The organism is Sphaerisporangium sp. NPDC049457 (assembly GCF_055586705.1).
The window spans coordinates 149,558-162,609 of the sequence record NZ_JBVJHR010000018.1; the positions used below are offsets into that span (position 1 = coordinate 149,558).

At 72.0% G+C, this 13,052-nt stretch carries 8 protein-coding genes; 4 read left to right on the forward strand and 4 right to left on the reverse strand.

What is annotated here, in order from left to right:
• Window positions 1-235 precede the first annotated feature (235 nt).
• Complete coding sequence (locus ACZ6QO_RS27160) at window positions 236-1,426, reverse strand: epoxide hydrolase family protein (RefSeq protein ID WP_465854441.1); 1,191 nt, start codon at window positions 1,424-1,426, stop codon at window positions 236-238.
• A gap of 423 nt (window positions 1,427-1,849) precedes the next feature.
• Between ACZ6QO_RS27160 and ACZ6QO_RS27165 the strand changes: the two genes are divergently transcribed.
• The 3 genes from ACZ6QO_RS27165 to ACZ6QO_RS27175 all read left to right on the forward strand — a co-directional run bounded on the left by ACZ6QO_RS27165 (window position 1,850) and on the right by ACZ6QO_RS27175 (window position 6,785).
• Complete coding sequence (locus ACZ6QO_RS27165) at window positions 1,850-4,645, forward strand: AAA family ATPase (protein WP_465854443.1); 2,796 nt, start codon at window positions 1,850-1,852, stop codon at window positions 4,643-4,645.
• 215 nt (window positions 4,646-4,860) lie between these two features.
• The gene (locus ACZ6QO_RS27170; RefSeq protein ID WP_465854445.1) at window positions 4,861-5,406 is read left to right on the forward strand and encodes a PadR family transcriptional regulator; all 546 of its coding nucleotides are present in this window, start codon (window positions 4,861-4,863) and stop codon (window positions 5,404-5,406) included.
• Window positions 5,407-5,453: 47 nt separating this feature from the next.
• Window positions 5,454-6,785 (forward strand): FAD-dependent oxidoreductase, encoded by a 1,332-nt coding sequence (locus ACZ6QO_RS27175; RefSeq protein WP_465854447.1) that lies wholly within the window; start codon window positions 5,454-5,456, stop codon window positions 6,783-6,785.
• Between the two features lie 206 nt (window positions 6,786-6,991).
• Here ACZ6QO_RS27175 and ACZ6QO_RS27180 read toward each other — a convergent pair whose 3' ends face one another.
• Window positions 6,992-8,467: an NCS2 family permease gene (locus tag ACZ6QO_RS27180; RefSeq protein ID WP_465854449.1), complete on the reverse strand. Its 1,476-nt coding sequence runs from the start codon at window positions 8,465-8,467 to the stop codon at window positions 6,992-6,994.
• A 151-nt stretch (window positions 8,468-8,618) separates the two neighbouring features.
• Here ACZ6QO_RS27180 and ACZ6QO_RS27185 point away from each other — a divergent pair, with 151 nt between their 5' ends.
• Window positions 8,619-8,903 (forward strand): DUF2530 domain-containing protein, encoded by a 285-nt coding sequence (locus ACZ6QO_RS27185; protein WP_465854451.1) that lies wholly within the window; start codon window positions 8,619-8,621, stop codon window positions 8,901-8,903.
• A gap of 77 nt (window positions 8,904-8,980) precedes the next feature.
• Here ACZ6QO_RS27185 and ACZ6QO_RS27190 read toward each other — a convergent pair whose 3' ends face one another.
• Both ACZ6QO_RS27190 and ACZ6QO_RS27195 read right to left on the reverse strand, forming a co-directional pair.
• On the reverse strand, window positions 8,981-12,016 hold the full coding sequence (locus ACZ6QO_RS27190; RefSeq protein WP_465854541.1) for a sacsin N-terminal ATP-binding-like domain-containing protein: 3,036 nt from the start codon (window positions 12,014-12,016) through the stop codon (window positions 8,981-8,983).
• Between the two features lie 197 nt (window positions 12,017-12,213).
• Window positions 12,214-13,029 carry a DUF3027 domain-containing protein gene (locus ACZ6QO_RS27195; RefSeq protein WP_465854453.1) on the reverse strand — a complete coding sequence of 272 codons (816 nt, stop codon included), beginning with the start codon at window positions 13,027-13,029 and terminating at the stop codon, window positions 12,214-12,216.
• Window positions 13,030-13,052: the final 23 nt, after the last annotated feature.

Sequence of the window (13,052 nt, forward strand, 5' to 3'; positions counted from 1 at the left end):
AACAGCGTCGGTCGTCACGGACGATCGCGTGCGGCCACAGTCGCACGTAACGCTCCTTGTGTTGGAGCGAGGTTCGCTCATGAGCAGGCTCGACAGCGGGTGCGGCGCGGACGGACAGGCCCGTGCCGGCCGGGCGGCTCGCCGTTGAGCCGCCCGGCCGCGCCCGCGGGCGAAGGCCTGCGCCCTCAACCGCACCGCCGGGCGCGGTCACGTGCCTTCGCCCGGACCCGGTCGGCTAGCGAAGCGAGCGGAACCCCGCGCGGACCTCGTCCACGAAGAGGGCCGGCTGCTCCCAGGCCGCGAAGTGCCCGCCCTTGCCGAGCTTGTTGTAGCGGATGAGCTTGGGATACGCCTGCTCCGCCCAGCTCTTCGGGGCCTGGTAGAGCTCGTCGGGGAAGACGCTCACGGCGACCGGGATGGAGACGCCCTTGACGCCGAAGAAGGGGAGCTTGTTCTCCGCGTAGAGACGGGCCGCGGAGATGGCCGTGTTCGTCAGCCAGAAGAGCGTGATGTTGTCGAGGACATCGTCTCGCGTGAGGCCTTCGGGGTGTCCGGCGAAGGTCCGGGAGATCAGTTCCAGGCTGCGCGCGTCGTGGTCGATCATGAAGGCCGCCAGGCCGACGGGCGAATCCGCGAAACCGGTCAGCGTCTGCGGACGCGACCCCATCATGTACGCGTAGTAGACGTGCTGGTACACGAAGTCCAGTTGCTCACACGTGCGCTTTTCCTCGTCCGAGAGACCGTCCGGCAGCGGAGTGCCGGTCTGGAGGGCCCTGTCGACGGCGGGAGGTACCACGCCCGGCATGTTGGAGTGGATGCCGAGCAGCTCCGGAGGCGCCTGCACGGCCATGAGGTCGGTGACGATCGCGCCCCAGTCGCCGCCCTGCGCCACGAACTTCGTGTATCCGAGACGCCTCATCAGCTCTGTCCAGGCGCGTGCGATGCGCTCGGGACCCCAGCCGGTCGTGGCCGGCTTGCCGGAGAACCCGTAGCCGGGCATCGACGGGATCACCAGGTGGAAGGCGTCCGAGGCGTCCGCGCCATACGCCGTGGGATCGGTGAGCGGCTCGACGATCTTGAGCTGCTCGATGACCGAGCCGGGCCATCCGTGGGTGACGATGAGCGGCAGAGCGTCCTCGTGCTTCGAGCGAACGTGGACGAAGTGAATGTCCAGCCCGTCGATCTCGGTGATGAACTGCGGCAGCGAGTTCATCCGCGCCTCGATCTTGCGCCAGTCGTACTCCGACGCCCAATAGCGCGCGAGCTCTTGGATCGTCGCGAGCTGCACACCTTGCGACTGGTCCGCGACGGTCTCCTGCTCGGGCCAGCGCGTGGCCACGATGCGCGCGCGCAGCTCTTCGAGCTCCGCCTCGGGAATCTCGACCTTGAACGGGCGGATGGCCTGCTCTCCGGGAGCGGCAGACATGTGGGTCTCCTTGCTGTCACCAGCGACCTCGTGTCGCTGGAATGCCCACGATCGCCCTGGTGAGCGGAGCGACGCCCCCGGGACAACCCCGGGAGTCACCCCCAGGGCCGGCCCCGTGCTCGAACCCCGGGACACCGGGTTCGCGGTGGCGCTCCGGCTCTCCCCCATCCTCAAATCCCGACTAAAGGCCATAAATGCACTAAAGTGGCATTGACCACATCAGGTAGCGCCTGACGGTAGCGTGCCCGGCCCGCCGGCCTTCGACCGGCCTTCCGACCGGCTTCTGACCGGCTTCCGATCGGCCACGAGCGTCGCGAGATCGAGTCGCGAGCCGAGGTCCACCGGCACGCCGGACGTCTCTGCCTGATCGACGACCGCATCGGCCGCACGACGTACCAAGCCGCAAAGCAGGAAGATCGACCCATGGGCGTACCCGCCATCGACAAGCAGGTCGCACTGCGGGGCCGGAGCCGGGAGCTGGCCGCGCTGGAGCGCGTGCTCGCCACAGCGCGGGCGGGCAGCAGCGCCGTCCTGGTCCTCCGCGGCGAGGCGGGGATCGGCAAGACCTCGCTGCTGGACTTCGCGGCCGGCCGGGCCGTCGGGTTCCATACCGCCGAGGTCTCGGGCGTCGAGTCGGAGATGGAGCTTCCGTTCGCGGGCCTCCATCAGCTCTGCGCGCCCATGCTGGGCAGGCTGCACGAGCTTCCCGGGCCGCAGCGCGACGCTCTGTCCGTCGCGTTCGGACTCCAGGCGGGCGGGGCGCCGAACCGGTTTCTGGTAGGCCTGGCCGCGCTCAGCCTGCTGGCCGGCGCCGCGGCGGATCAGCCGCTGCTCTGTCTCGTCGATGACGCGCAGTGGCTCGATGACGGGTCCGTGCAGGTGCTGGCGTTCGTCGCCAGGAGGTTGAAGGCCGAGTCGATAGCTCTGATCTTCGCCCTGCGGGAGCCGGATGACGCCCACGAGCTGGCCGGTCTACCGATGCTGGCCGTCGAGGGGCTCAGCGAATCCGACGCGCGGGCCTTGCTGGCCTCGGCCGTCCGCGTGCCGCTCGACCCGCTCGTGCGGGACCAGATCGTCGCCGAGGCTCACGGCAACCCGATGGCCCTGCTGCACATGCCATGCGCGCTCGCACCCGTCGAACTGGCGGGCGGTTTCTGGCTTCCCGGCAGGCGCCCCCTGGCGAACTGCATAGAGAACGCCTTCCACCAGCGGTTCCGATCACTTCCGATGGACAGCCGGCGGCTGCTGCTGACCGCCGCGGCCGAGCCGACCGGAGACGTGGCCCTGCTCTGGCGTGCGGCCGGTTCGCAGGGGATACCGGTGGAGGCCGCCGCGCCGGCCGAGGCCGCGGGCCTGGTCGAGTTCGGCGCCAGGGTGCGGTTCCACCATCCCCTGGTGCGCTCGGCCATCTACCGGAGGGCGTGCGCGCCGGATCGCCGGACGGCCCACCGGGCGCTCGCGGAGGCCACCGACCCCCTTGATCCTGACCGCAGGGCGTGGCACCGCGCGCACGCGGCCACCTGTCCCGACGAGAGCGTCGCCGTCGCCCTGGAATGCTCGGCCGGCCGAGCCCAAGGCAGGGGCGGAGCGGCCGCGGCGGCCTCGTTCCTGCGCAGGGCGGCGGAGCTGACGCCCGATCCGGCGATCCGCGTCACCCGCGCGCTGGCCGCCGCTCAGGCCCAGATCGACGCCGGCGGAGCCGACCAGGCCGGCAACCTGCTGACCGTCGCGGAGTCCGGCCCACTCGACGACATGCAGCGCGCCCAACTCGAGCGGCTGCGAGCCCGGCTGGTCTTCTCCCAGGTACGCGGCAACCAGGCGCCGCAGCTTCTGCTGGACGCCGCGCACCGGCTGGCGCCCCTCGACGCCGCCCTCGCCCGCGAGACCCTGCTGGAGGCGACCGGCGCGGCGATCTTCGCCGGCCGTCTCAACGAGGGCCCCGGACAGCGGGAGGTGGCCGAGGCCGCCCGCGCCGGACCGTCGCCGCCGACGCCACCGCGGATGATCGACATCCTTCTGGACGGCATGGCCGGTCTCATCATCGATGGCTGCGCCGCCAGCGCCGGCGCTCTCCGGCGCGCACTGCGCGTCGTCCGGCAGGAGCAGCAATCAGGCGCGGCGGGCGCGGACCGGCGCTGGCTGTGGCTGGCGGTCCGTGTGACACCCGAACCCATCGCACCGGAGCTGTGGGACGACGAAGCCTGGTACGAGCTGGCGACCGGCGCCGCCGGCAGCGCCCGTGAAGCGGGGGCGCTCGCCGTCCTGCCGATGGCGCTGACCTACCAGGCGTGCTTCCACGTGCACACGGGCGAGTTCGACACCGCCGCGGCGTTGATCGACGAGGCGACGGCGATCTCGGAGGCGACGGGCGGCACACCCATGATGTACACGTCGCTGGTGCTCGCCGCCTGGCGGGGACAGGAGTCCGAGGCGCTGGACCTCATCGAGACCACCGTCGCGGAAGTGGGCGCCCGGGGTGAGGGACGCGCCCTCAGCCTGGCCGAGTACGCGACCTCCCTGCTGTACAACGGCCTCGGCCGCTACGACGCCGCGCTGGCGGCCGCGACGCGCGCATGCCAGTACGAGAACCTCGGATTCTTCGGATGGGCACTGGTCGAACTGATCGAGGCGGCCACCCGCAGCGCGCAGCCGGAGACCGCGGCGGCGGCGCTGGACAAGCTCGCCGAACGCACCCGCGCCGGCGGAACCGAGTGGGGTCTCGGCATGGAGGCCTGCTCGCGCGCGCTGCTGAGCGACGGCCAGGTCGCCGAGGAACTCTACCGGGAGGCCATCGAGCATCTGCAGCGCTGCCGGATGGCCGTTCACCTGGCCCGCGCCCGCCTGCTGTACGGCGAGTGGCTGCGGCGCCAGAACCGCCGCCTGGACGGCCGCGCGCAGCTACGCCCCGCCTACGAGGCCTTCAGCCGGTTCGGAGCCGACGCCTTCGCCGAACGCGCCCGCAGGGAGCTTCTGGCGACCGGAGAGACCATACGCAAGCGGACGCCCGGCGCGGTCGCCGGTCTCACCAGCCAGGAGACCCAGATCGCCAGACTGGCCAGAGACGGGTACACCAACGACGAGATCGCCGCCCAGCTGTTCGTCAGCCCGCGCACGGTGGAGTGGCACCTCAGCAACGTGTTCGCCAAACTCGGCGTCACCTCCCGCAGACACCTCCGCTCATCCCTCTCCCCCTCCGAACCCGGCACACCAGTGGCATAGCCCTTGATCAGGACGCAGGCGCCGACGCCGATGCGATCAGGTACATCGCCGAAGACCATCTGACCGACAGCGGCAGACGCTCTACACCGTTCCTGGTGGCCGACCGACCCACATGCGGCACAGCGCAGACGCCCCCTGCCGCATGGCCACTCCTTAGTACTCATTTTTGAGCACTCTCTCTTGACCTGTTCAGATGCTCGTGTTTGAGTACTCATATGCGAGCAACGCGGCTGTTCATTCTCGGCGCCTTGGCAGACGGTGGCCCCATGCACGGGCACAAGATCCGGGCCGCCGCGCAGATGGACCGGGTGGAGCTGTGGGCGGACGTCAAGCCCGGCTCGTTGTACGGTGCGCTGCGCCGGATGGCGGACGAAGGCATCGTCGAGGTGGTCCGCACCGAGCAGGAAGGCAACCTCCCCGCCCGCACCGTGTACGGCATCACCGACAAAGGCCGCAGCGAGTTGGTCTCGCTGATCAGATCCGTCCTCGCCGACACCAAGCTCCGGCCGGACCCGATCCAGCTGGTGCTCCTCCACGGCGGCGCGATCGGCCCCGACGAACTGCACACGGCCATCCGGCAGCGCCGCGATGCCTACGCAACGCATCTCCACTTCTGGCGCACCTTGCGCGCCGAAGCCCAGCCGTACCTGACCAGGCTGGAGGCCGTCGCCTTCGACTACACCCTGATGCGGCTGGAGACGGAGTTGACCTGGCATGACCGCCTGCTCGCCGAACTCGCGAACACGGCCGAGCCGGCCTGACAGCACGGGCACCCCCAAAGGCGCCCTCGACCAGAAAGCGGCAACCAATGTCACCTGGGCGTCTGCACGTCGCCGTCATCGGCGGCGGCATCGGCGGGCTCTGCTTGGCCCATGGCCTGAAGCGAGCCGGCGTGAACGTAACCGTGTACGAACGGGACACCACTCCCGACTCCCGGCTCCAGGGCTTCCGGCTCAACATCGAGCCGGCCGGGAGTATCGCTCTGCACGCCTGCTTACCGCCCGAGCTATGGGAGGTGCTGGTGGCCAGCTCGGGCGACCCAGGGCCCGGGATCAGCTTCCTCGACGAGCGGATGCGGCCGCTCGTCCGCATCGGCCAGGACGGCCAGGACGGCCGGGTTCCAGACCCGCTGGACCCCACGACCGGCCGGCACGCGGTGAGCCGCGTCACCCTGCGCAAGCTGATGCTGGCCGGCCTCGGGGACGTCGTCCGCTTCGGCAAGGAGTTCACCGGTTTCACCCGGACGGACGACGGGACGGTCACGGCGACGTTCGCCGACGGCACCACCGCGACCGCCGACGTGCTCGTCGCGGCCGATGGCGCCAACTCCCGGGTGTGGGCACAACTCCATCCCTCGGCCGGCCGCACCACACTGCCGGCGACGGCCGTCGCCGGGAAGCTGTTCCTCACCGAGGCGAACCGACGATGGCTGCCGGAGCAGTTGCTCGCCGGCATGAACGTCTTCTGGCCACACCAGGACTTCCTGTTCACCGCGGTCTTCCGCAGGCGCGAAGACCCGGCGGCGATCACCGCGAGGCTCGGCGACCGGTTACGGGCGCTCGGACTGGAGCCGGAGCAACTGCTGGCGGACTCGCATGACGACGACTACGTGTTGTGGGCGTTCATCGCACACCGCGACTCCCTTCCGGGCGACTTCGCCCCAGAAGCCCGGGCCGACCCGGCCGCAGTGCGGAGGATGCTGTCCCAGCGGACGGCCGGATGGCATCCCGACCTGCACCGGTTGCTCACCGAATCGACTCCGGACACCCTTTACAGCACCGAGTTCGGCGCCGCCGAACCACTCCGGCCGTGGAAGACGGGCAACGTCACCGGACTCGGGGACGCCGTCCACCAGATGCCACCGGTCGGCGGCCTCGGCGGCAACACGGCGCTGCGCGACGCGCACCGGCTCTGCGCCGCGCTCACCGCGGCCGACCGCGGCGAGGAGCCGTTGTCACAGGCGTTGCACGCCTACGAGGCGGACATGCTGAGCTACGGGTTCCAGACCGTCCGCGAGGTCGTCCGGAACACCAACGCCGCGATCATCCGCAACCCTCTGCAGCGGTCGGCGACCCGGCTGTTCTTCCGCGCCTGCGGAGCCGTCCCACCCCTCGCCCGAGCGGTCTTCGGCGAACGCTAAGCCACCGCGCCTCTCGCCCACTCCTCCGGAGGCCGTCCCGCGCCGCCTTCGCTCACCGCTTCACCACGCTCGCGGCCCGGCCGCCGCTGACGTACCCGCCATGGTGGCGGATCACAAGGAGACCGCCACGACGTCCACTTCCGCGAACCACATGGCGGTCTCCGACGCGAATCCCCGGAAAGGCCAGAGACCCTCGTTCCAGTGGATCAGGACAGGCCGAGGAGGATCTTGGCCGGGCCGATGAGGAAGTAGATGACGAAGAGGGCGGAGACCACCCACAGCAGGGGGTGGACTTCGCGGGACTTGCCCTTGACGAGTTTGATCAGGACGTAGGTGATGAAGCCGGCGCCGATGCCGTTCGAGATGGAGTAGGTGAAGGGCATCAGGACGATCGTGAGGAAGGCCGGGATGGCGATCTCGTAGTCGTTGAAGTCGATGGCCCTGATGGCGGTCATCATCAGGAAGCCGACGACGACGAGGGCGGGGGCGGCGGCCTCGTAGGGGACGATCTTGACCAGCGGGGACAGGAACGCCGCGAGCAGGAACAGCACGCCGGTCACGACGCTGGCCAGGCCCGTGCGGGCGCCTTCGCCGACGCCCGCAGCCGACTCGATGTAGGTGGTGTTGGAGGAGGTCGACGCCGCGCCGCCGGCCGCGGCCGCGATCGAGTCGACCAGCAGGATCTCGCGCGTGCGGGGCAGCGTCCCCTCGTCGGAGACCAGCCCGGCCTGGGCGCCGACGCCCACCACGGTGCCCATCGTGTCGAAGAAGTCGGTGATGAGCAGGGTGAAGACGAACAGCACGGCCAGCACGGCGCTGACCTTGCCGAACGAGCCGAACAGGCTGAACTGGCCGATCAGGCTGGTGTCGGGAACACCGACGATCTGGTCGGGCATCGCCGGGACGACCAGGCTCCAGCCGACCGGGTTCTCGCCGCCCATGGACGGGCCGACCTTGGCGATCGCCTCCACGATGATCGCCAGTACGGTGGTGCCGACGATGCCGATCAAGATGGCACCCTTGATCTTGCGGGCCACGAGCAGCGCGGTGATCAGCAGGCCGATCACGAAAACGAAGATGGGCCAGCTGGTCAGCCCGCCGCCGATGCCCAGCTCCAACGGGGTGCCGGCCGCCTTGCGGACGAACCCGGAGTCCACGAAACCGATCAACGCGATGAACAGGCCGATGCCCACGCTGATGGCGGTCTTCAACTGGCTCGGAATCGCGTGGAACACCGCTGTGCGAAAGCCCGTCAGCACCAGGATCGTGATGACGATGCCCTCCAGCACGATCAGGCCCATCGCGTCCTCCCACGACATCTGGGAGGCGATGCCGAAGGCCACGAACGCGTTCAGGCCGAGCCCCGCGGCCAGCGCGAACGGCACCTTGCCGACGAAGCCCATCAGGATGGTCAGCACGCCGGCCGTCAACGCGGTGGCCGCGGCGATCGCCGCGATGTTCGCGGCGCCGGTGCCGTCGCCCAGGAACTGGCCGTCGGCGTCCTTGGCCCCGCCGAGGATCAGCGGGTTCAGGACGACGATGTACGCCATCGTGAAGAAAGTGGCCAGCCCGCCACGGACTTCACGGCTGAACGTCGAGCTCCGCTCGGAGATCAGGAAATAGCGGTCAAGCCGGCCGAGCAGTCCGGTCGGCTGGGATGCGGGTGCGGTTATCTCGCTCACGCGGGCAGATTGGCAGGCGGTACCACAGCGGGAAAGACCTCCGGGGCGCTCGTCGTCCGAATGAGACCAACTTGTGTGCAGTTCGGATCCTGCAGGAGGTTATCGGACCCGCTGAGCCTGGTGGGAGCCGCTCTCGCCTAGGCTGGAATGCGTGAACGAGCCGCGCCCCCCGGATCCCACCCCGCTGGAGACCAAGGACGCCGCGACGATCCTCGCGGGCACGGGCCTGTGGGTCGTCGCGCTGGTGGTGTTGCTGATCATCCGGCCGTCGGCCGACCACCAGTGGTGGATCTGGACGTGCGTGGCCGGCGTCGGCCTGGGGATCTTCGGGTGCTGGTTCGTCCGGCGCCGCGACCGGCGCGCCGCCGCGCGCGGCGAGGGGACGCCGGACGGGGCCCGCGACGACGCCTCCGTCCCCGGCCGCACCCCGTCCTGAGGGCTCCTGAGAGCCACTGGGCATGAGTCCCGGCGGATGTGAGCCGGCGAGGGGAATCGCCGGCTCATCCGCCGGTCTCATCCGTCGAGGTCGGCCTCCGCGAGCAGGAGCGGCACGGCCTGCGGGTCGCGGAGCAGCGCGGCGACCGCGAGCCGGTCTCCCCACTGGCCGCTCGCCCAGGCGAGCCCCCGGGCCAGTCCCTCGACCCCGGTCGCGTGGACGGCGCCCTCGTGGAACCGCCATGGCACCCGGACGCCGTCGACCGTCAACTCGTCGTGCTCGATATAGCTCGACGGCGCCGAGGGCAGCAGCGACCGCACCTGCGGCGGCACCGGCCGTTCCTGCCCGGTCGAGGTGATCTCACCGGCGACCTCCTCGCCGATGACCGGCAGGTCCAGCAGCTCCGACAGCGCCTCGGCCAGGTCGAACGGGGCGAGCACGAGCGGGCGGGAGGCGGCCAGCGGCAGCAGGTCGGGCGCCTCGACGACCACCGGCCCGCCGGCGGCGGTCAGGCCTTCGGCGACCGGGCCGCCGTTGCCGCCGATCGGACGGCCGTCCTCGGCGTCGGCGACGACGATCTCGCCCCGCAGCACGGCCCGCACGGCGGTGGGCGGGGCCACCCTCGCGGGCTCCACGGCCGCCAGCGCCATCCACAGCGACCGCAGCTGTGCCCGGTCGACCTCCAGTGACGGGTCGGCGAGCAGGTCGAGCAGTTCGTCGGGACCACCGTGGGAGGCGAGCAGGTCGGCCAGCGTCGTGCGCACGCCGATCAGCGCGAGCGCCGTCCCGTCCACCCCTTCGGGGGCGTCGCCGTACAGGCCGTACAGCAGCGGGTCGCCGGTGGGCATGCGCAGCGAGGTGGGACGCCTGCCGTCGAGCACGGGGTGGCGCGACAGCCACCAGGCGGTGTACGAGGGGACCTCGACGACCTCGCCGCCGACCAGCGCGCGCAGCGGCTGGAGCGCGGCGCGCAGCGGCGGGCGCGACAGCAGCGCGAGCGCCGAGGGCCAGTCGGCGACGTACTCGAGGTCGCGGACCGCGGCGAACTCGCGGACGACCGGCGGCACGTCGGCCTCCGGCAGCAGGTCGAGCACGGCCTCCAGCCATTCCTCCTCGGCGTCGAGGTCGTGGTCGCACTCGTCGGGGTCGAGCAGCACGTCGGAGTCGTTGACCACGGCGAAGCCGTCCAGCACGCCGGTCGCCGACAGCACGCGCGAGCCGTAGCGTTCGACGAGGTCGGGAGCGGCGACGCCGAACGGGACGTCCTGGTCGATGAGCTTGGCCAGCGATCCCTCGCCGAGCAGCAGCTCGCCCGCGGGGTACAGCTCGCCGTCGGCGCCGCGCAGCGCCAGCGCCGACAGCCAGGGCGCCTCGCCGGCGGACAGGCCGGCGGCGTCGACCAGCGCCAGGACGGCCTGCGCCACGGGCTCGGGGTCGGCGCTGTCGAGCGACTCTGAGACGGTGGCGCGGGTCAGCGGGTCTTCGAGCACGCTCCTCGGGGTCGCCTCGGCGGCGCCGAGCCGCAGCAGCAGCGGGTGGGCGGCCTCCGGGTGGACGACGCGCAGTCCGAGCGGCCCGAGCAGCGCCGGGTCCAGCGAGGAGCTCTCGCTGAGCAGCAGCGTGCCGCGGGGACCGCGGACCAGGCGGCCGTCGGCGAGCGGGACGGGGACGGCGCCGAGGGCCTCCCGGTCGTCGGCGGGCACCACCTCGTACAGCGACCGCCACCAGGCCGGGGTGGTGTCCGCCACGGCGTCGCCGGACAGCAGGTCTACGACGTCGGACAGCTCAAGGCGCCTGACCCCGAGCGAGGTCAGCGCCGGGTGCCGCGACGCCCAGCCGGCCGGCAGCAGGCCCGGCACCACGTGCGCGATCTTGGCGAGGAACTCGGCCGGCCCGGCCACGACGGACGCCTCGCGGCCCGACACCGCGTACGGCGCCTCGCCCCCCGCCGTGACCTCGGAGAGATCCGCGGGAGCCGCGGGCTTCGCGGGGTCGGCGGGCGGGGAGATCGCCGGAAGCAGCGGAGCGTCGGGCAGGCGGCGCAGGATGGCCCGCCGGATCGCGGCGTCCAGCTCGGCCTTGCCCATCAGCCCCGGCACCAGGTCGAGCAGGCGCGGCGTCCTCGGCAGCGCGGCGAGCAGCCGGAGGTAGGTCTCGGCGGCCCGCTCGACCAGGAAGTCGGTCAGCGGCCCCGCGGCCACGTGCCGCCGGTCGGTGGCCAGCGGGAAGGTGGCGATGAGCAGCGCGGGAAGGTCCAGGGGCTCGTCGCTGGGCGTCGGCGCGTGCACGACCGGGGAGACGTCCTTGGGCAGGTCGCCGTGGTCGGCGGGGACGGCCCAGCGGACCAGCCAGCTCGGGCGGGCGCGCTCTTCGGTGGGACGGTCGGCGAACAGCTCGGCGACCTGCTCGGGGGTGAACCGGCCGGACTCCTCGACGACCTGCCAGCCGTCGGCGGTGATGGTGCGCGTCTCGCCGCCGACCTCGATCTCGATGACCGTCAGCGCCGGCATGGCGAGCATCAGGGCGGGGCCGGTCTCGTCGAGCATCTGGCGCACGGCCGGCTCGGCGGACGCCTCGCGCAAGGGCAGCCGCACGACGGTGTCGAAACCGTCCGGCACCGGCACCGGATCGGCCTCGAACGGCAGGCGCAGCAGCGGCACGTGCCCGCCGCGGACGGCCAGCTCGCGGGCCAGTGCGGGCTCGGCGGCGACCAGCGCGGCGGTGTCGGACCGCGACCAGCGGACCGCCCCGCTCGCCCGGGAGGCGATCAGCGGCTCGTCACAGACCGACACGACGGCGGCGAAACCGACGCCGAACCGGCCGATGGAGCCGGCCTCGTCGCGCTTGGCGGACACCCGGAGGGTGGCGAGCCCTTCGACGCCGGCCTCGTCCAGCGGGGCTCCGGTGTTGGCGGCGCTCAGCACGCCGTCGCGGAGGGTGAGCCGCAGCCGCCCCGGGACGCCGGCGCGCAGCGCGGCGTCGGCCGCGTTCTGCGCCAGCTCGACGATCAGGCGGTCGCGGTAGCCGCCGAGGGCGAAGTCCTCCTCGGCGTTGGCGTCCTCGCGGAACCTCGCGGGCGAGGCCGTCCAGGCGGCGAGGACGGTGGTGCGCATGCGTTCGGTGCCAAAGATGTCAGTCACCAGTCATGTCCAAAGGTGGAGAGACGGGCCGGCCGCCCCCGGGCCGGCGATCGGATGGTTCGTCACCAAGGCCGAGAAGGCCCGGGAGTTCGCCGGGCCGCGCGGCCGGCGGGCGGGCAGGCCGGGTCGCCCGCCCGGCGACCGGCTTCCACACCGGACGCGGCCGGCGGTCAGGAGTGGCCGAGCGGCTCGGTGCCTTCGTCGTCGACGGAGCCCGCGGCGGGGACGCCCTCTTCGGGCATCAGGTCGTAGCCGAGATCGTCGAGGATGGGCGTCGGCTGCTCGACACCGCCCGGCGCCGCGACGGCCGCCTCGGAATGCGCGCCGCAGCCGTGGTCGGCGGCGACGACCTTGCCGTCGTCGGGGGCGTACTCGTTGGCGCAGACCCCGAAGCCCAGGCGCAGCGCGCCGGCGAGCGGCCAGTAGAAGCCGCAGGTGGAGCACTGCGCGGGCGCGGCGTGGGCGAGCGGGGTGTGCGGGCCGGAGTCGCCCGCGTGCCAGCGGTGCACGGCGCGGTCACGCCCGATCGCCGACAGGACCCGGGCGCGGCCCAGGCCGTACTCGAAGATCATCTGGCGGTCGGCGTCGTCATCGGTCTCGGTGAACCCGGGTGCGAGGCGGTCGTCGTCATCGGAGGTGGGCAGCAGGTCGCCCACGCCGAGGTCGCCGGGGAGCAGCCGCTCGCTCCACGGCACCCACGCCGGCGGGAGCAGCGCGCCCGCGCCCGGCAGCAGCACGGTCTCGCTGACGGTCACGCCCCGCGCGCGGGAGGCGCGGGCCACCGTGATGGCCCAGCGCCAGCCGCGGTAGGCACGGTCGAGACAGGCGAAGTAGTGCGTGACGACGCGCTCACCCTCGGCCTCGAAGCCGAGATGCTCGCCCACCTCGCCGGGGCGGGCGATCTCGTCGGCGGCGGCCCTGGCCTGCTCCACGGCGGAGGCGCAGGCCTGGTCGACGGTGAAGGTGCGGGAACGAGTGCGGTTCACATGTCAATTCTCACCCATGCGGC